Genomic DNA, 19,829 nt, shown 5'->3' with positions numbered 1-19,829 from the left:
AAAGTTAAGCGTTTTTAACAAATTATCTTAAAAAAATGAAGGTGTAAAATTATAATTTGTGTGAAAAAATTAAGAATTACACCGAAACATATCTTTTTTTGAGATAATTGTAATGCGAAAAACGTTATTCGTAATCTCCCAAAGCCCGATTTTAGTACTACTTCAGTATTTAAGAGGTAAAAACCGGGAATGAAAAGAATTTGTTAAATATATTTTGAGACTTCTCAATAGGCCTTTTTTATTTTAAATTCAGGAAAAGTAGTATTATGAGTGCAAAAAAAGACAGGTCTTCGCCAGTTCCAACCAAACATCATGAGTCGGAAGATGGAAAAAATCAATCAACAGAAACCAGAACTGATAAGTCCCGATCAAAATTATGGATTGTTATACTCGTTGTTATTGTTTTTTTACTTATCATTCTTGCCATTACGGGCGTTGTACCTTTGTAAAACTGATCGCCTAAAATTTTCGTAAATATCTAAAATGCTTTAAGCATAATTATTTCGCTATGTCTAAAAATTATTATGATCCTGCCGATTTGAGAAAATTCGGTGAAATAACCGAATGGAGTGAAGAACTTGGTAATAAATTCTTTGATTATTACGGGAAAGTGTTTGAGGAGGGTGCATTGTCTGCCCGTGAAAAATCCCTGATAGCACTTGCTGTTTCACACGTTGTAAAATGTCCTTATTGTATAGATGCCTATACTAAAGATGGTCTGCAGCGTGGGATTACCAAGGAGGAAATGATGGAAGCCGTACATGCAGGCGCCGCTATAGAAAGTGGAGCTACTCTTGTTCATGGAGTGCAAATGATGAATAAATACAAAAAATTGAGTATGTAAGTTATTTCAGAAAAATTGAACTAACTCATATCACTTTAAAACCCTTTATGTCTATTAAGTCTCTAAAAGCGAGGAAAGATGACCTTTCCAGCCCTGCAAATCAACTGGAATTTTTAAGAAATGGTATCTTTAAAGAAGGAGAGCTTCCTTTATTTAAGGATAAGATTGCCCAAACAGGGAACTTCCCTTTAAAACCTAAAAAACTTGAAATTTTACAGATCAATCTAGGTTATATGTGCAACCAGGTGTGTTCACATTGTCATGTTGATGCCGGGCCAGACAGGAAGGAGATCATGACCATCGAGACCATGAAGCAGTGTCTTGAGGTGGTAAAAAATACAGGAGCTCATACTCTTGATCTCACCGGGGGAGCACCAGAGATGAATCCAAATTTCAGATGGTTTGTGGAAGAGGCCTCTAAAGCTGGGATAAAAGATTTTATTGTGCGTTCTAATCTTACCATTATTCTGGCTAACAAAAAATACCACGACCTGCCAGAGTTCTTTAAGAAACATAATGTGCATGTTGTTTCCTCGCTTCCTTTCTATAAGAGGGAAAGAACCGATAAACAGCGAGGTAATGGAGTATTCGATAAGTCCATAAAAGCTCTTCAGATGCTTAATGCAGTGGGTTATGCACAGGAAGGTACCGGACTGAAACTGGACCTGGTCTATAATCCTGCGGGTGCATTTTTACCAACGAACCAGCAGGCGATGCAAAGTGATTTTAAAAAAGCTTTGAAAGAGGATTTTAATATAGATTTCGATAGTCTGTTTGCAATTACAAACCTGCCTATAAGCCGGTTTCTGGAATACCTGATCGCTTCAGATAATTATGAAGATTATATGTATGCGCTGGTTGATGCCTACAATCCTGCAGCGGTGGAAAACGTGATGTGCACCAATACCATTTCTATTAGCTGGGATGGCTGGCTATATGACTGCGATTTCAATCAGATGCTGGACCTTAAGGTAAACAGTAAGGTGAAGCATATTAGTGAATATAACGAGGATGTCCTCAACGACAGAAATATTATAATTTCTCAGCATTGTTATGGCTGTACGGCCGGGGCCGGAAGTAGTTGCCAGGGGAGTGTTGCATAATCGATCAATTGTGAAGTCTGCTTTAGTTCTTCTTATTTTAAATTTTATGATGCCTCATGTTCATTCCCAGCAGTCTGTTGGCGAGCTTTTGGAAAAATATAACTCGGGAGAAGTTCCCTATATTTCTGTGGAAGAATTAAGAATGTATCAGCTGGATAGCAATGTGCTTATCCTGGATGCGAGGGAGCCTGAAGAATATGAAGTAAGCCATATTAAACATGCCACTTTTATTGGCTATAATGAATTTGATATCTCATACCTGGCCGAATATCCTAAGGAAATAAAGATCGTGGTCTACTGTTCTCTTGGAGTGAGATCTGAAGAGATAGGAAATAAACTTCAGAAAGCCGGCTTTAAAAATGTCTGGAATCTGTATGGAGGTATCTTTTCCTGGAAAAACAAGGGCTATAAAGTGGTGAATCCTGAAGGAGAAGAAACGGAGAAGGTCCACGCTTACTCCAGGCACTGGTCCAAATGGTTAAATAACGCTGAAAAAGTTTATTAGGTGTACAAGGAAGATCTGCTTATAATTTTCACCAAGAACCCGGTTAAGGGTAAGGTAAAAACAAGACTTTCCAGAGACATTGGAGAGGATAAGGCTCTTGAGATCTATAAGTTCCTTCTGGAGCACTCATATACGGTCACTGCTCCTTTAACCGTGACCAAACATGTGTACTATTCGAAAAATATTGCCGCTAATGATCAGTGGAATAATGGCGATTTTGATAAAAGACTTCAGAAAGGAGGAGATCTTGGCGAGAAAATGAAGAACGCTTTCCTGGAAGGATTTGAAGAAGGCTATAAGAGAATAGTGATAATAGGGACCGATCTTTATGAACTTAAAACTGAAGATATTGAGAAGGCGTTCAGTCACTTAAAAGATAATGATTATGTTCTGGGGCCTGCAAATGATGGCGGTTATTATTTATTAGGGATGAATTCCTTAAATTCGGAGGTCTTTAAAAATAAAGCATGGAGTACCTCCAGTGTTTTTCGTGATACACTGAAAGATATGGAGGGCTCAAAAGTCAAATTACTATCAACCCAAAATGACATAGATGTACTGGATGATATTAAGGATCATCCGGACTTTCAAAAATTTCTAAACTAATGACCGACCGAATAGACGAATCTGTAGAATATCTTAAGGCCCGCGGTTTTGGAGAACCCGAAGTAGGCATCATCCTGGGAACCGGGCTCGGACAATTACTGGACGATATTGAAATTGAAGTGGAAACCAGTTATAATCATATCCCTTATTTTCCAACCGCTACTGTAGAATTCCATAAAGGGAAGCTTATTTATGGGAAATTACAGGGAAAGAATGTAGTGGTGATGCAGGGAAGATTTCATCTCTATGAAGGCTATAGCCTTTTTGATGTAACCTATCCTGTAAGGGTAATGAAGAGACTTGGCATAAAACATATGCTGGTATCAAATGCTTCTGGAGCCATTAACCTTGATTTCAAAAAAGGTGAATTGATGCTTATAGATGATCATATAAATCTCCAGGGAGGTTCGCCCCTGGCATTCAATGGGGTGGAGCGTTTGGGAGAGCGGTTTGTAGATATGAGTGAGCCTTACGATCCTGAGATGAACCGACTTTTTGAAGAATCGGCCAAAGAGTATAATATCACCTTGCATAAGGGAGTATATGCCTCGGTTCTGGGGCCACAACTGGAAACACGTGCCGAGTACAGGTATTTAAAGATCATTGGAGCAGACGCAGTGGGAATGAGCACTGTGCCTGAGGTGATCGTCGCGAATCATCTGGAAATCCCCGTTTCGGCGATTTCGGTGATTACAGATCAGGGAGATCCAGATAACCTTGAAAAGGTTGACATAAAAGACATACTTGCTATGGCTGCAAAGGCCGAGCCGGATATGGTTAAATTGTTTAAACGAGTACTGGAAAAGGTTTAATGAAAACAAGATATAAAGATTTTTAATTGATCTTATAATTTTTAAGTGGCCTTGACCTTAACCTGGAGGATTTGGCAAAATTAATTTTCAAATCTTCAAATTATCTAATTAAATAATTAATAGATGAGCTATTTAGAGACAACAAAAGATGTTTACCGCGAGGCGGCTTTAACACCCGATGTGGGATTGTGCTGTACCACCAACCCAATCTGGGAATTACCGGGTCTTAAGATCCCCAGGATCATGCAGGAGATGAATTACGGATGCGGGACCACCGTACATGCGAGGGATCTTACCAATAATCCTAAAATCCTTTATGTAGGGGTAGGAGGCGGAATGGAATTGCTTCAGTTCGCATATTTTTCAAGGCAGAAATCGGGGGTTGTAGGTGTTGATGTAGTGGCTGAAATGCTGGAAGCCTCAAGAAAGAATTTCCGGGAAGCTGAAGAATTGAATCCCTGGTTCAGATCGGATTTTGTGGACCTTAAGAAGGGGGATGCTACCGATCTTCCGGTGGAGGATAATTCAATCGATGTGGCCGCGCAGAATTGCCTTTTTAATATTTTCAAGACCGAAGAACTTACTCAAGCCCTGAAGGAGATGTACCGTGTGTTAAAGCCTCACGGACGTCTGGTTATGAGCGATCCAACCTGTGAGCAGGAGATGAATGAAGAGCTAAGAAATGATGAGAGACTGCGTGCACTATGCCTTAGCGGTAGCCTTCCCATAAAAGAATATGTAAAAGCCTTAACCGATGCAGGCTTCGGAACAATAGAGATCAGGGCCAGAAAACCTTATAGAATCCTGGATCCAAAAAACTATCCTACTAAAAATCTCGTATATATAGAGTCTATTGAAGTTGCCGCGATCAAAGATCCGATGCCCGAGGATGGACCCTGCATATTCACCGGGAAAGCCGCGATTTATTATGGAGATCAGGATCATTTTGATGATGGAAAGGGGCATATTTTGCTGAAGAATCAGCCTCTGGCTATCTGTGATAAAACAGCAGGTGCTTTAGCAGCCCTTGGTCGGGATGATATTTTCATCAGTGAGTCAACCTGGCATTATGATGGTGGCGGCTGTTGTTAAAGATTTCTCGACTCCGCTCGAAGAAACTACTGTCAGGCTGGGCGCAGTCGAAAGCTTTGACTAAACGCCTCAGGTTTGTTTAACCATACCTTGAAAATAGATCAGGATTAACTAAACATTCAAAACAATAACTATGAAAAAGCTTATTCTAAACCTTTTAATCCTAATCTCGGGAGTTTTCGCCTTTGCCTCCTGTAACCTTATTTCCAGTGCGGGCTTTAACAGCAAGGGGCTTCCTACTCCTGCAGTGAACAATGAGGTGTTGACAGATAAAGAATCGGCGGTAAAACTGGATCATAGCACCTGGAATGAACTTCTTCAGAAATATGTTACTGATGAGGGAATGGTAGATTATCAGGGATTTAAAAAAGACAGGGAAAAGCTCGATAAATATCTGAAAATGTTGTCTGACCAGAATCCTGATGAAAGTTGGTCAACGGCAGAACTGCTGGCCTACTATATCAATCTCTACAATGCCTATACGGTAGATCTTATCCTTCGAAATTATCCTGTGAACAGCATTAAAGATATAGATTCACCGTGGACCAAAGAGTTTATTAAAGTGGGTGACACCAGGATATCCCTGGGAGGACTGGAAAATAGTATTCTCCGCAAAATGAAAGAACCGCGAATACATTTCGCGATCAATTGCGCTTCTATTTCCTGCCCGAAGCTGATGAATGAAGCTTATAATGCAGAGAACATAGAAGAACAGCTTGAAAGAGCCACCAGGGAGTTCATTAATTCCGATAAGAACGAGATATCGTCCGGCTCAGCTAAACTTTCCTCGATTTTCGATTGGTATAAGGGTGATTTTACTGAAAACGGTGAAACCTTAATAGGATATGTTAATCGTTACGCTAATATAAAAATTGATCCGGGAGCCACTATTTCTTATAAGGAGTATGACTGGAATCTCAATGAAGCAAAATAGTTGATTGATGATCAGCATTATAATTCCGGTCTATAATGAAGAAAAGCAATTGCCGATACTTTTAAGTCATCTTGAGAGTTGTTCATCAGGTTATATTTCAGAAATAATCATAGTAGACGGAGGAAGTACGGATGAAAGCACAAAAATTGAGGGGGATTTTGAAAATACCATAATTATAAGCTCCGAGAAAGGTAGGGCTGTACAGATGAATTCCGGCGCCAGAATTGCCAGATCGCCGGTGCTCTATTTTCTTCACGCCGATAGTTTCCCGCCTGAAAATTTTGATAGGTTGATACTTGAAGAAGTTGAAAAAGGCAATAAAGCGGGTTGTTTTCAGATGAGGTTCGATAAGGATCACTGGTGGCTTAATCTGATGGGCTGGCTTACCAAAGTCAACCATATTTCCTGCCGGGGCGGTGATCAATCCCTTTTCGTGAGCAAAGAGCTTTTTGAGCAGATAGACGGTTTTGATGAGTCGTACAAGGTTTACGAAGATAATGAGATCGTAAAACGTCTCTATGAACAAAAGCAGTTCACAATAATAAAAAACTGGTTAACCACTTCGGCCCGATTATACGAAAAGATGGGAGTTTGGAATACACAGTTACTTTTTGTGGAGATTTACTGGAAAAGAAGGTTTGGGGCAACCGCCGAGGAGCTATATGCACATTACTACAACAGGCTTAATTCCTGAATCTTCTATAATATTCCCTGATCACCTTTTCGGCCGGTTTGTTTTGGGGAGTGAACCGATGTTCTCAATACCTCCGGCTTTCTCATGCTGATGCCATTTCCATAAAAAACCTCCGGCAAACCAGTTCTCGGTCCAGAATTCCTCATAGAGCACAGATAGAGCTTTTGCTTGTATGTTGTGATTCACACTGCTGATATCTCTGTCAGAATTCCAGGGTTCTTTTAATGCAAAATCAATACTTCGGTAACCGTATTCGGTAAACATGACTGGAATACGATAGGTAGAGGAAAGTTCTTTGAGCATTTCTTTATGCTGCTTCCATCCTTTCTGAATTTCTTCCTGGGTTGGAGATATTTTTTCACTTAGGGGGAAATAAGCATCAGCCCCTATATAATCCAGGTCCTTCCAGATTTCAGTTTTGTCTACTTTATCCCAGTTTTCTGCATAGACTAATTTCCCTTTATAAGTTCTCCTTAGCTCAGCGATCAGGTCTTTCCAGAATCCCGGTCGTTCATTAACGAAATTGAATAGTTCGGTTCCAATGCAAAATAGTTCAACATTATATTCGCTGGCAACTGAAGCATATAGTAGTATGTACTCCCGGTAAGAATTCTCAAAAGCCAGCCATTCATTTTCGGTTTTGAAATTCAGATCACCTGTGAACTGCCCGTTCCTTATCCATATTTGAGGTTTCAGCATCACCTTCAGTTTCTTCTCATGAAGCAGTTCGATTGCCTGTTCTATTCCCTGTACCCTTTCTCCAAACCATTGCCGCTCAAGATTAAAATAAAGTTCAGGTTCATTATTATCCCTCATAAATGCAAACGGCATCAGAGCTACTGCATTTGAGTTAATATCTACTATTTTTGCTACATGATTTTGAGTAAGACTGTCTCTTGAAGCAACCAGGCTTAGTCCGTTCAGCTTTTTAGAATTCAGGGGTAGATCAGCCTGACAGGAACATAAGAATACTCCGGTAAGAAAAGCCAATAATTTGAAATACTTTTTTAATAAGGCCATGTCTCAGCTATAATTTGAACTCCGTACTTGGGATTCTGGCTATTTTCTGCTTACTTTACTCGAATACAGTTTTGGCATAATCAGCCTTGCCAAATTATGAAAAATTAATGGAGCACATAGTAATTATTGGAAATGGCATTTCGGGCATCACGGCCGCCAGGCATATCCGGAAAAGATCTGATAATAAGATCACAGTGATCTCTGCCGAATCTGATTATTTCTTTTCTCGCACGGCTCTTATGTATGTCTATATGGGGCATATGAAGTGGGAGCATCTGAAGCCTTACGAAGACTGGTTTTGGGAAAAGAACAGGATTGAACTCAAAAAAGCATGGGCGGAGAATATCGATTTTGAAAAAAAGGAATTGCAGTTTTCTCAGGGTGAGTCCATGAATTATGATAAGCTTATCCTGGCTACAGGATCTGTCTACAACAAATTTGGCTGGGAAGGTGAAGACCTTGACGGAGTTCAGGGTTTGGTGAGCAAGCAGGATCTTGAGTTGCTGGAGGAGAATACGAAATTTACAAAAAAGGCGGTGATCGTGGGCGGTGGACTCATTGGAGTGGAACTTGCCGAGATGCTTAGAACGAGAAAGATAGACGTTACTTTCCTTATTCGTGAAAAAGCTTTCTGGCATAATGTGCTGCCTCTCCCTGAGGCTGAAATGATATCTGCACATGTTCGTTCTCATGGAGTCGAGGTGAAACATGACACTGAACTGGATAGGATCATTCCTGATGAGAATGGAAGGGTAAAAGCTGTTAGAACCAGCGAGGGAGAAGAGATCGAATGTCAGTTGGTGGGGCTTTGTACAGGCGTGAAACCAAATATCGAATTTCTGAAGAATACTTCACTCGATACCGAAAAAGGTATCCTGGTAAATGAATACCTGGAGACCAATATGCCTGATGTGTATGCCATTGGGGATTGTGTTCAGCACCGGGAGAAGATCGGTCAGCGTAAGTCGGTGGAAGCCGTATGGTATACCGGAAGGATCATGGGTGAAACTGTAGCCCGAAGCCTTACGGGGAAACGTACTGCATATGAGCCGGGGAACTGGTTCAATTCGGCTAAATTCTTTGATATAGAATACCAGACTTATGGCTGGGTATGGCCTGAACCCAAAGAGGAAGAATCACACTTTTACTGGCAGCATCAAAAAGAACCAAAGGCAATTACCATTGCTTATAATAAGGAATCGGGAGAATTTCTTGGTATAAATACATTTGGGATCAGGATGCGACATGAGGTGCTGGATAGATGGCTTACAGAAAAGAAGAGCATAGAATTCGTCCTGGCCAATCTGAAGCTGGCTAATTTTGATCCCGAGTTCTACGACCGTTATGAAAAGGAGATTTTCAGGAGTTTTAAGAATAATCTACAGCTAATGTAAAAACCTCACAGGTTTTCAAAACCTGTGAGGTCTAAAATAAAATTATATGAGCAGATTAGAACATAATATGGCGATGACAGGAGATGCACCGGCTGCGCTCTCGGGAAAACAGAAGCTGGCCACTGGCCTGGGTCTTACTGGATTGTTTATACTTTTTCTTGCCCTTTTCAATATTAATTTCCCAAATAAACCTTTATTTCTTAGTCTTTCACTTGGGCTAATCGCAGTTGGGACCATCATTTTTGCCAATGATGCCTATTTGGGAAAGCATATGGGAATAAAGAATGACGGGGTCTGGTTCAAATCCATGACCAGTCGCGGCTTATTGGCCTGGATCGCAGGGATTGCCCTTACACTTTTTTATATTGTACTTTACTGGTTCCCTCAGTACCTCGGACTGAATTCAGATGGAGAGAACACGGGTATAATAACACTGTTTGATCCTCTGAGCAAGTTGATTAATGGTGGGCCTGCGAGTCAGTGGTTCGTATATGGCACGCTCTACACCCTTGCTATTCTTGCTTTTGGATATAAGTTCATTCTTAAATACCGTCATAACCGGTATGAGGTGATACGTACGTTTTCGGTGATGTTCTTTCAACTGGGCTTTGCCTTTTTGATCCCTGAAATTCTGATCAGGTTAAATAAACCATATTATGATTTCAAAAATATCTGGCCATTAAACTATGATCTTTTTGCCGGATACAAGATACAGGAATTCCTCTCTGCCGGGAACCTGGGGATGTTCATGCTTATTTTTGGCGTTGCATCTATTTTTGTGATCACACCTGTTCTTACTTACAGATATGGAAAGCGCTGGTATTGTTCATGGGTGTGCGGTTGTGGTGGACTTGCCGAAACCGCCGGCGATCCTTATCGCCACCTTTCAGATAAATCGCTTTTCGCCTGGAAGGTGGAGCGCTGGGTGATTCATAGCGTTCTTGTTTTTGTGACGGTGATGACCATTGCCGTGGTGTATTCTTTCTTAGGAAACGATTCTCAGAATTTCTGGTTCACTCAGGATGTCTTTCTCTGGGGTAGCGCCCTCTTGCTAACGATAGTGTTTGCTCTTATCATGATCTTTAAAAGGCAAGAACTTGCTAAAGATGCGAAGCTGGGAGCCGTCTCTTATTTTGTGATCATAATGGCGATCATCGGGATCAATTACTTCAGCGGGAATTATAAGATCTTTTTCTTTGATGCCTATTTACTTAGACAATGGTATGGATTCCTGATTGGAGCTGCTTTTTCCGGAGTTATAGGTGTTGGCTTTTATCCGATATTCGGAAGCCGTGTGTGGTGCCGTTTCGGTTGTCCTATGGCAGCGATCCTGGGAATGCAGCAGCGTCTTTTCTCAAAGTTCAGGATCACTACTAATGGCGGACAGTGTATTTCCTGCGGGAATTGTTCAGTTTACTGTGAGATGGGTATCGATGTTCGTGCCTATGCTCAGAAAGGTCAGAATATCGTTCGCTCAAGTTGCGTTGGATGTGGGATCTGCTCTGCTGTGTGTCCAAGGGGTGTACTGAAACTGGAAAACGGATCAAGAAATGACAGGGTTAGATCTGAAGAACCGGTAATGGGCGATAATGTAGATCTGATGGATATAATTAAGGAGAGTAGTAAATAAATTCTAAGCTTGTTCTAAATTTGCGCACTCAGAATTCGCAAAAACAGAAACGACTTCATGTCCAATCTTATAAAAGTTATAATCCCCGCCTTTAACGAAGAAGATTCTATTGCACCTGTCATTAAGGATATCCCCGACTATGTGGATGAGGTGATCGTGGTGAGCAATAATTCTACCGATGATACCGAAAAGAATGCTAAAAAAGCCGGTGCTAGGGTTCTAACTGAGCCCAGGAAGGGATATGGTTATGCCTGTTTAAAAGGAATGGAGTATATCGCTGCTCAAAATATGAAGCCAGATGTCATCGTATTTCTGGATGGGGATTATTCAGATTATCCGCAGGAAATGGACGGGATCCTGAAGCCGATCATTGAAGACAATAAGGATTTTGTTGTAGGGGCCAGAGTAAAGAAGTGGAGAGAAAAAGGCTCAATGACCTTCCCGCAGATATTTGGAAACTGGCTTGCCACAACTCTTATGAAACTGTTTTTTGGTTCCAGGTTTACCGACCTTGGTCCGTTCAGGGCGATTAAGTATGAAAAACTACTGCAGCTGGATATGCAGGACAAAACTTATGGCTGGACGGTTGAAATGCAGCTCAAGGCTTTACGACAAAACCTAAGCTATGCCGAGGTGCCTGTACATTATAAAAATCGCATTGGCTTCTCAAAAGTTTCAGGAACGATGAAAGGTGCTATCTTTGCGGGAGTAAAGATCCTCGGCTGGATTTTTAAATATAGTTTTAAATGATAGATTTAGCGGTAATTACAATTTATACTCTTGCCTTACTCGTTATTTTTATATACAGCCTTTCCCAGCTTCACTTACTTGTAAATTATCTTAAGGCTACAAAAGCAACCGATGATTCCGAAAAATATGATTTTTCAGCAGGAGACCAATTGCCCCGCGTGACCATTCAGCTGCCTTTATACAATGAATATTATGTGGTGGAGCGTTTGCTGAAAAATGTAGCGCGCATAGATTATCCTAAAGATAAATTAGAGATCCAGGTCCTGGATGATTCTACCGATCATTCTGTAGAAAGAACAAGGGACATTGTTGAGGAACTCAAATCCCGTGACTTCGATATTCAGCATATAAGGAGAAATGAGAGGACCGGTTTTAAGGCTGGTGCTTTAAAAGAAGGCCTTAAAGTGGCCAAAGGCAAGTTTATCGCTGTTTTTGATTCCGATTTTATGCCTGGCAGAAAATGGTTGTTACAAACACTGCCTTATTTTAAGAATGATAAGATCGGAGTGGTCCAAACCCGCTGGGGGCATTTGAACAGGGATTATTCCCTGCTCACCAGGATACAGGCCTTTGCTCTCGATTTTCATTTTATACTGGAACAGACAGGTCGCAATTTCGGTCGCAATTTCATCAATTTTAATGGAACGGCTGGTATCTGGCGTAAGGAGTGTATCATCGATGCGGGTAACTGGAGCGGCGATACGCTTACTGAGGATCTTGATCTTAGCTACCGTGCCCAGATGAAGAAATGGGAATTCAAATATCTCGAAAATGTGGAAACCCCTGCTGAATTACCTGTAGTGATAAGCGCGGCAAGGAGTCAGCAGTTCCGGTGGAACAAGGGTGCAGCCGAGAATTTCAGGAAGAACTACGGGAAACTTCTGAAAGATCCTTCGGTTTCTTTCAGCACAAAATTCCACGGATTTTTCCATCTTTTGAACTCGAGCATGTTTCTTATCGTTTTATTACTGGCGGTAATGAGCGTGCCAGTCTTATACATAAAAAACACGAACCCTGATTTTAGCTGGTATTTCAATGTGCTGGCTGCATTTGCCGTAAGTACTGTCATTTTCTTTGCCTGTTATTATGTGGCTTACGCGAAGATCCATGGAAAAGGGATAAAGACCTTTTTCAGGTTCGTTGGTATGTTCTTTACTTTCTTTTCCATCGCCATGGGATTCTCGGTTCATAATTCGCTGGCTGTTCTGGAAGGTCATTTAGGAAAGAAGTCGGAGTTCATCCGTACCCCGAAATTCAATATCAATTCGCTGAAGGATAGCTGGAAAGGGAACAGGTATCTTACCAACAAAATTTCGGCTAACCTTATTATTGAAGCCCTGCTCTTTCTCTATTTTGGTTTTGCTATTTTCAGTGCCTTTAAACTGAATGAATTTGGATTGCTCATCTTTCACCTGATGCTTTTCAGCGGATTCGGATTTGTGGTTTTTAAAAGCCTGAAACCGGAAGTTTGATTATTTTAGCGGGAAGCTGACCTGATTTTCTATGGATTTCCGGAAATTAAAACTTTACCAGACCCCGATTATTTTTAGTATCGGGTGCATCGCCTTCTACCTTTCTTTTGCTTATGACCTTGACAGGAGTGATTTTATAAAACTTATCGGGCTCTATGGGGCTTTGTTCTTTATGAGCTTTAAACTTATCCAGGTACAGAAGAACAACTTCTGGATCCTGGTTTCTCTTGCTCTCATTTTTAGGCTGCTCTTTATGGTTGCCATTCCTAATTTATCCCAGGATTATTTTCGTTTTATCTGGGATGGCCGATTACTTGCCAATGGCTGGAACCCGTATGAATACATTCCGGCTGAACTGATAAGATCGCCAGATTTCATAATAGCTCAATCCAGAGAGCTGTTTCACGGGATGGGAAGCCTTAGTGGAGGTAATTTTACCAATTATGCACCCATTAACCAGTTTATCTTCGCCATAGCCGGTTGGCTTGCGCCTTCAAGTGTGCTTTTTTCAGTAATTCTCCTCAGAATAGTCATCATTCTTGCAGATTTTGGAACCTTATATTTTGGAACAAAGCTGTTGAGGGCTATGCGTCTTCCCGATCATCGTATTTTCTGGTATATCCTGAATCCGTTTATCATTATTGAACTTACCGGGAACCTGCATTTTGAAGGAGTGATGGTCTTTTTCCTGGTGTGGTCGCTGTACCTGTTGCATAAAAAGAAATGGCTTTGGAGTGCGGTCTTATTTGGGCTATCGGTTTCTGTGAAATTACTACCCCTTATGTTCCTGCCCTTATTCTTCAGGTATTTTAAGACTTCGGCTCCGCTTAGCCAGGCAAAAGAGAATCATTCCGAAACCAGATTGAGTGATGCAAAAAAAAGTCATCCTAAGCCAAGTATAAGAATAGAGGGTTTCTGGAAACTGATAATTTATTATTTACTGGTATTTGCTGTCGTGATCATTTCATTCCTTCCTTTCTTTTCTTCCGGGGTCATTCAGAACTTTACCCAAAGCATCGGACTCTGGTTCGGAAAATTCGAGTTCAATGCCAGTATTTATTATATAGTAAGATGGATAGGTTACCAGGTGAAAGGTTATAATATTATTGGGACCGCGGGAGTGGTACTGCCATTTATCACTTTTCTGATAATTATGGCATTGAGTCTTTTCAGAAAAAATAACAATACTCAACAGCTAATCACCAGTATGCTTTTTGCTATTACAGCCTATCTTTTTCTCTCAACTACAGTTCACCCATGGTATCTTACAATTGCATTGGTGCTTTCGGTATTTACCCAATTCAGGTATGTGATAGCCTGGACTGCGGTGGTCTTTTTAAGTTATTTTGCATATTCTAATACCGAGTACCAGGAGAATTTGTGGTTTATAACGGCTGAGTACCTGCTTGTGTTTGGATACTTGATCTGGGAAATGTTCTTGAAGAAAAAAGGGAATTCAGCTTTTTTCAGGGTTTAGTGGAAATAAAAAAAGCTGCCCACTAATAGCGGACAGCTTTCCTTATTGAAAGTCAAACTCTCTACATATCCAACAGATACGCAAAGACCAGGGGAGCAACTATCGTTGCGTCGCTTTCAATAATATGTTTCGGGGTGTTGATATCTAGTTTACCCCAAGTAATCTTTTCATTTGGAACAGCACCTGAATAGGATCCGTAACTGGTGGTAGAATCTGAGATCTGGCAGAAATAGCTCCAGAAAGGAGTGTCGGTTCTTTCCATATCCTGGTAAAGCATTGGTACTACGCATATCGGGAAATCTCCCGCGATACCTCCACCAATCTGGAAGAAACCAATTCCGTTCTTCGAATTATCGGTATACCAGTCGGCAAGGAAGGTCATGTATTCGATCCCAGATTTCATGGTACTGGCTTTTAGTTCACCTTTCAATACATAAGAGGCGAAAATATTACCAAGTGTACTGTCTTCCCAGCCCGGAACCACGATAGGCAGGTTCTTTTCTGCCGCTGCATACATCCAGGAATCTTTAAGATCGATCTCGTAATGCTTTTCAAGCGCACCGCTCAAAAGAAGCTTGTATAGGAATTCATGAGGGAAGTAGCGTTCTCCTTTTTCTTCGGCTTCCTTCCAAATCTTGAAGATTTCGCCCTGTATCCTTCTGAAAGCTTCTTCCTCAGGGATACAGGTGTCGGTCACACGGTTGAGGCCTTTTTCCAGAAGGTCCCATTCCTCCTGCGGAGTAAGATCTCTGTAATTTGGCACTCTTTTATAATGTGAATGAGCCACAAGGTTCATCACGTCTTCCTCGAGGTTTGCGCCTGTACAGGAGATGATATGCACTTTATCCTGGCGTATCATTTCGGCAAAGATCTTCCCAAGTTCAGCGGTACTCATAGCGCCGGCAAGGGAAACGAGCATCTTCGAGCCCTGTTCAAGTTGTTTTTCGTAATCTTTGGCAGCGTCAACAAGTGCAGCCGCGTTAAAATGCAGATAATATTTTTCTATGAATTGAGATATACTTCCTTTACTCATCTTCGTCGTCTTCGTTGTAATTTTGATATTTGAATTTATAGCTTAGCATCTTGTAGTAGAGTTTTGCCGCCAGGAAATCTGATGATTTCTCATTTTCATTCGGGCAAAGCTCCACGATATCGAAACCAACCACATTCTTCTTTTTGAACATCATTTTCAGAAATTCCAGCGTTTCATACCAGAACAGTCCTCCCGGTTCAGGAGTACCAGTTGATGGAAGAATACTGGGATCGAAGGCGTCCAGGTCTATAGTGATAAAAACATTTGGCGTCATCTGGCCAATAGCATCATCCTGCCAGTCTTCATACAGGTCATGAGCAAAATATACCTGATTCTCATCCATATGGTCCATTTCTGAAATATCCATGGAGCGGATCCCAACCTGGATAAGGTTAGTGGTCTTGCTGGCTTCGTGAACGGCACAGGCATGATTGCATTTGGAACCTTCATATTCGGGCCTTAGATCGGCATGAGCATCTATCTGTACTACGGTAAGATCTTCAAAAGACTCATTAAATGCTCTGATGCTTCCTATAGAAATGGAATGTTCGCCACCAAAAAGAGTTACGAATTTATCCTGTTTAATATAGTTCTTGGTCGTCTTGTAAACAGCCTCCACCATCTTCTCTGGAGAAGAATCTTCGGTCACGGGAGGTGCAAGGTAAACCCCTTTCTTGTACACCTCACTTCGGGTCTCAATATCGAACAGCTCCATGTTTTCGGAGGCGTTCAAAAAAGCATCAGGGCCTTTATCGGCGCCTTTTTGCCAGGTACTGGTACCATCGTAGGGAACAGGAATCAATACCACTTTTGCTTCGTCTATACGAGCATATTTATCGGGTATCCCGGCATAATTCTTTTTGCTCATGGCTAATAAATTGATTAGTTGTTTTTAAAGTTATAAAATATTAATTGTTTCTGTTGTAACCTAAAATATTCAGCATATCCTCAGCATCCTGCTGTTCGCTGAAAAGGCGATATGTAAGCTCACCTTTTTCATCCCGGTCTATCAGGATGTGTTTTGGCTGCGGAATCAAACAGTGCTGAAGTCCTCCAAAACCTCCAATGGTATCCTGGTAGGCACCCGTATTAAAGAAGCCTATATACAAAGGTTTCTCTCTTTTGAACTTAGGAAGATATATAGCGTTTGTATGCTGTTCAGAGTTATAATAATCATCAGAATCACAGGTTAATCCGCCAAGAAGAACCCTTTCATACTCATCATTCCATCGGTTGATGGCAAGCATCACGAATTTCTTGCTTATGGCCCAGGTATCGGGTAGGGTAGTGATGAAAGATGAATTGATCATATTCCATTTCTCCCTGTCGTTCTGCTGTTTCTGATAAAGCACTTCATAGATCGCTCCGCCGCTTTCACCCACGGTGAAGCTTCCGAATTCGGTAAAGATATGTGGTGCTTCAACCTCGGCTTCTTCACAGGCCAGCTGAATCTGGTTGATGATCTCTTCAACCATATACTGGTAATCGTATTCGAAAGCGAGGGAATTCTTGATAGGGAAACCGCCACCAATGTTCAAGCTGTCCAGGGTAGGGCATATCTTTTTAAGGGCGATATAAACCTTGAGACATTTGTTGAGTTCATTCCAGTAATAGGCCGTGTCACGAATCCCGGTATTGATAAAGAAATGAAGCATTCTCAGGTCTACCTGCTCGTTATCTTCCAGTTGTTTTTTGTAGAATGGTACAATGTTCTTATAGCCAATTCCAAGCCTTGAGGTATAGAATTCAAATTTTGGTTCTTCCTCAGAGGCGATACGAATACCCACCTGGAATTTTCCGTTTATATTTTCTGAAAGAAGATCAAGTTCTTCGTAATTGTCAATAATAGGAACACAGTTCTTGTGTCCCTGATTCAGAAGTCTGCTGATATTCTCTATATACTGATCCCTTTTAAAACCATTGCAAAGCACCCAGGTTTCGTCGGTGATCTTGCCAGACTGCTTCAGCTTTTCCACGATATTGATATCGAAGGCCGAAGAGGTTTCGATATGAATGTCATTTTTCAGGGCTTCATTGAGAACATGTTCAAAATGAGAACTCTTGGTGCAATAGCAGTAATTATAGGAACCCGGATAGTTGTATTTCTCGATGGCATTCCTGAACCAGCCTTTCGCACGTTTAATATTATCTGAGATCTTTGGAAGATAAGTGAACTTCAGTGGAGCTCCATACTTCTCTACCAGTTCCATCAGGTTTATATCATGAAATTTTAACTGGCTACCATTTAGGGTAAATTCTTCCTGCGGGAAGTAATAGGTCTGGTCAATCAGGTCGCTGTACTTGGTATTCAATTTTTGAAAAAATTTTAAAGGCTAAAAATTAGAGAATAATTTATAGGGTCAAAAGAATCGATTGGTAAATTAATGTTAAGAATAGATTGTGGGGGGACAGATGGCTGTCAAAGAATGCTCTTTGAGCCCTGCGGTGATTTAAGGCCGAAGAAGCTTCAGGCCATAAAAAAGAGATCTTTTTCAATTACATAAAAATCGACTGGAAGCCAGTATACTGACTTCTGTTTTGACCCGGTAAATGTATTAAAAAAATGAAAGGAAAAACCTAAAAAATTACTAGAGCATTCCCAGGTTAATTACCTCCTGTTCAGTAAGATTCCTGAACCTTCCCCGAGGCAGGTCTTTCTTGGTTAGTCCGCCAAAAACTACGCGGTCCAGGCTCTCAATCTCATATCCCATACTCTTGAAGATCTTGGTGACTATATGCTCCTTGATGCTGTTGAGTTCTATACCCACCTCAGTATGCGGACGGTTATCGATAAAACTAACATCGGTGATTATAACTTTAGATCCTTCTATATAGACTCCTTTTTGCATGGCGTCCATATCTTCCTGACTAAAGTTTTTATTTAAGGTAACCTGGTAGATCTGGCGGATTCCATTCTTTGGCTTGGCAAGTTTTTTCGCCAGGGTGCCATCGTTAGTAAATAGCAGTAACCCCTTAGCCTGGTTGTCCAGTTTGCCTACAGGACTAACCTTAGCCTGGGTAGCTTTGGAAACCAGTTCCATTACCGTTCTTCCACCTTTTTCGGGATTCCCGGTTACGAAAAATCCGGCAGGTTTGTTGAGCAGGATATATTCAGGTTTTTCAGGATTAAGGCGTCTTCCGTCAAAGCGTACATCATCTTCCAGCTTTACGCGATATCCCATTTCGGTAATGGTCTCTCCATTTACGGTCACATTTCCGGCAGCGATATACATATCGGCTTCGCGGCGTGAGCATACTCCGGAGTTTGCGATGTACTTATTCAGTCTTATCCCGTCAGCATTAGAAAATGGGCTCTTTTCCATTTTCTTTTTGATGGGTGCATTTCCTCTGGCATAGGATTTTTTTCTCATTCCGCCACCCTGTCTTCCGCTTTGTCTTGAGCCAGAAGATCGGTCTCCTCTGCTTCCTGAAGCTTTCTTATTTTTGCCTGAAGATCTGTCGTGCCTGCTCATCGCTAAATTTTTTGCAAAGATAGGGTATAGCTTACGAGGAAGCCAAGTATTTGAGAAAAGTTTTAGAATGAGAAAGTTACCTAAAAAACCCTGTTTATCACTTCATCAATATCTATAAGAAGAATGCTGAATACCCCTGCAACGATGATCAGTTTCAGGATGTTGTGAAGCAACAGGTACTGCCATTTCGCATTGCTGAAGTAAAGGAGCAAGAGGAATATGATCAATAGGAGGAAGGAGGCATAGAAATAATAATCCATATAGCCCACCTCAAACTTGCTTACCAGCAGATATATGGGCAGAATGGTAAGAAAAGCACATACCGCAAGGAAAAATTTGCTCCATTTTTCACCATATACCAGCGGGATCGTATGATAATCCTGTACCAGATCTCCCTGCATGTTCTCCAGGTCCTTCACCAGTTCTCGCATCACGATCATGAGGTACAGAAATGTGGCATGAATGAATATCACCGTTTCAAAGTTCTTATAATACACAAAAACGATAAAGAATGGGGTGATGGTAAGTATGGAGGCTACCAGGTTTCCCAGGAAGAGTATCCTTTTAAGCCGGTAAGAATAAAGCCAGATAACGAATATGTATATAGAAAAGAATACAACAGCCCGGAACGATACATAACTGGCAAAAAAGATAGAGGCAAAATTCAGGATAAAATACACCGAAAGCTTGGTACGCTGACTCACCACACGATCCAGCATGGTCTTCTTGGGCCGGTTGATCAGGTCTTTTTCACTGTCGTAGAAATTATTGATGATATAGCCCGAAGCGATCACACTGGAAGAAGCCAGTATCAGGAAGAAAAGATTGGGGTCAAATAGAATTTCCCTGAGAGGTTTTTCATGGGCCAGTATAAAAGCTGAGGTCAGGTACTGGGCAACTACCACTACCAGAATATTATAACCTCTAACTACCGAAAACAGGCTGAATATTTTCAGTAGCAAGCGCTTGTTAGCAATGGCCGCCATGAAT

The 19,829-nt window shown here is 41.2% G+C and carries 19 protein-coding genes; 13 read left to right on the top strand and 6 right to left on the bottom strand.

The annotated features are described in order from the left end of the window. The first annotated feature begins 508 nt into the window (after positions 1 to 508). The 8 genes from NE848_RS16015 (at position 509) to NE848_RS15980 (ending at position 6,590) form a co-directional block, all read left to right on the top strand. The gene (locus NE848_RS16015; protein WP_143411608.1) at positions 509 to 844 is read left to right on the top strand and encodes an arsenosugar biosynthesis-associated peroxidase-like protein; all 336 of its coding nucleotides are present in this window, start codon (positions 509 to 511) and stop codon (positions 842 to 844) included. A 47-nt stretch (positions 845 to 891) separates the two neighbouring features. Then, positions 892 to 1,947 carry an arsenosugar biosynthesis radical SAM (seleno)protein ArsS gene (gene arsS / locus NE848_RS16010; protein WP_252115598.1) on the top strand — a complete coding sequence of 352 codons (1,056 nt, stop codon included), beginning with the start codon at positions 892 to 894 and terminating at the stop codon, positions 1,945 to 1,947. A gap of 10 nt (positions 1,948 to 1,957) precedes the next feature. Further along, the gene (locus NE848_RS16005) at positions 1,958 to 2,452 is read left to right on the top strand and encodes a rhodanese-like domain-containing protein (protein ID WP_252115596.1); all 495 of its coding nucleotides are present in this window, start codon (positions 1,958 to 1,960) and stop codon (positions 2,450 to 2,452) included. Continuing rightward, positions 2,453 to 3,058, top strand: a complete 606-nt coding sequence (locus NE848_RS16000; protein ID WP_252115594.1) for a TIGR04282 family arsenosugar biosynthesis glycosyltransferase — start codon at positions 2,453 to 2,455, stop codon at positions 3,056 to 3,058. After that, positions 3,058 to 3,870: a purine-nucleoside phosphorylase gene (locus NE848_RS15995; protein WP_252115592.1), complete on the top strand. Its 813-nt coding sequence runs from the start codon at positions 3,058 to 3,060 to the stop codon at positions 3,868 to 3,870. Before NE848_RS16000 ends, NE848_RS15995 begins: the two co-directional genes overlap by 1 nt. A gap of 123 nt (positions 3,871 to 3,993) precedes the next feature. Next, positions 3,994 to 4,962, top strand: a complete 969-nt coding sequence (arsM, locus tag NE848_RS15990; protein ID WP_252115590.1) for an arsenosugar biosynthesis arsenite methyltransferase ArsM — start codon at positions 3,994 to 3,996, stop codon at positions 4,960 to 4,962. Between the two features lie 133 nt (positions 4,963 to 5,095). Continuing rightward, positions 5,096 to 5,896, top strand: a complete 801-nt coding sequence (locus tag NE848_RS15985) for a DUF547 domain-containing protein (protein WP_252115588.1) — start codon at positions 5,096 to 5,098, stop codon at positions 5,894 to 5,896. Between the two features lie 7 nt (positions 5,897 to 5,903). Further along, entirely contained in the window at positions 5,904 to 6,590 is a 687-nt protein-coding gene (locus NE848_RS15980; RefSeq protein ID WP_252115585.1) for a TIGR04283 family arsenosugar biosynthesis glycosyltransferase, read from the top strand. A 21-nt stretch (positions 6,591 to 6,611) separates the two neighbouring features. Here the strand turns inward: NE848_RS15980 and NE848_RS15975 are convergent, their stop codons facing one another. Further along, positions 6,612 to 7,610: a glycoside hydrolase family 113 gene (locus tag NE848_RS15975; protein WP_252115583.1), complete on the bottom strand. Its 999-nt coding sequence runs from the start codon at positions 7,608 to 7,610 to the stop codon at positions 6,612 to 6,614. Positions 7,611 to 7,717: 107 nt separating this feature from the next. Here NE848_RS15975 and NE848_RS15970 point away from each other — a divergent pair, with 107 nt between their 5' ends. The 5 genes from NE848_RS15970 to NE848_RS15950 are packed head-to-tail and all read left to right on the top strand — an operon-like array spanning position 7,718 to position 14,333. Further along, entirely contained in the window at positions 7,718 to 9,004 is a 1,287-nt protein-coding gene (locus tag NE848_RS15970) for an NAD(P)/FAD-dependent oxidoreductase (RefSeq protein ID WP_252115581.1), read from the top strand. Between the two features lie 46 nt (positions 9,005 to 9,050). Further along, entirely contained in the window at positions 9,051 to 10,634 is a 1,584-nt protein-coding gene (locus NE848_RS15965) for a 4Fe-4S binding protein (RefSeq protein WP_252115579.1), read from the top strand. A 57-nt stretch (positions 10,635 to 10,691) separates the two neighbouring features. Then, the gene (locus NE848_RS15960) at positions 10,692 to 11,384 is read left to right on the top strand and encodes a glycosyltransferase family 2 protein (protein ID WP_252115578.1); all 693 of its coding nucleotides are present in this window, start codon (positions 10,692 to 10,694) and stop codon (positions 11,382 to 11,384) included. Then, positions 11,381 to 12,856 (top strand): cellulose synthase family protein, encoded by a 1,476-nt coding sequence (locus NE848_RS15955; protein ID WP_252115576.1) that lies wholly within the window; start codon positions 11,381 to 11,383, stop codon positions 12,854 to 12,856. The genes NE848_RS15960 and NE848_RS15955 overlap by 4 nt, the downstream gene beginning before the upstream one ends. A gap of 31 nt (positions 12,857 to 12,887) precedes the next feature. Continuing rightward, a complete protein-coding gene (locus NE848_RS15950) occupies positions 12,888 to 14,333 on the top strand; it encodes an MptA/MptB family glycosyltransferase (protein ID WP_252115573.1) in 1,446 nt (481 codons plus the stop codon). 61 nt (positions 14,334 to 14,394) lie between these two features. On the opposite strand, the gene NE848_RS15945 is transcribed toward NE848_RS15950, so the two are convergent. The 5 genes from NE848_RS15945 to NE848_RS15925 all read right to left on the bottom strand — a co-directional run bounded on the left by NE848_RS15945 (position 14,395) and on the right by NE848_RS15925 (position 19,825). Next, the gene (locus NE848_RS15945) at positions 14,395 to 15,366 is read right to left on the bottom strand and encodes a deoxyhypusine synthase family protein (protein ID WP_252115571.1); all 972 of its coding nucleotides are present in this window, start codon (positions 15,364 to 15,366) and stop codon (positions 14,395 to 14,397) included. Continuing rightward, positions 15,359 to 16,234 (bottom strand): agmatinase, encoded by an 876-nt coding sequence (gene speB, locus NE848_RS15940; protein WP_252115563.1) that lies wholly within the window; start codon positions 16,232 to 16,234, stop codon positions 15,359 to 15,361. Before speB ends, NE848_RS15945 begins: the two co-directional genes overlap by 8 nt. A gap of 40 nt (positions 16,235 to 16,274) precedes the next feature. After that, a complete protein-coding gene (locus NE848_RS15935; RefSeq protein WP_252115561.1) occupies positions 16,275 to 17,678 on the bottom strand; it encodes an arginine decarboxylase in 1,404 nt (467 codons plus the stop codon). A gap of 276 nt (positions 17,679 to 17,954) precedes the next feature. Continuing rightward, positions 17,955 to 18,839, bottom strand: coding sequence for a pseudouridine synthase (locus NE848_RS15930; RefSeq protein WP_252115558.1), 885 nt, complete (start codon positions 18,837 to 18,839; stop codon positions 17,955 to 17,957). A gap of 80 nt (positions 18,840 to 18,919) precedes the next feature. Then, positions 18,920 to 19,825 (bottom strand): geranylgeranylglycerol-phosphate geranylgeranyltransferase, encoded by a 906-nt coding sequence (locus NE848_RS15925; RefSeq protein WP_252115556.1) that lies wholly within the window; start codon positions 19,823 to 19,825, stop codon positions 18,920 to 18,922. Between the last annotated feature and the right edge of the window lie 4 nt (positions 19,826 to 19,829).

It is taken from the genome of Gramella jeungdoensis, from assembly GCF_023805255.1.
Lineage (GTDB): Bacteria > Bacteroidota > Bacteroidia > Flavobacteriales > Flavobacteriaceae > Christiangramia > Christiangramia jeungdoensis.
Note: the sequence above shows the minus strand (reverse complement) of the source record. Positions and strands in the feature narration are given on the sequence as shown.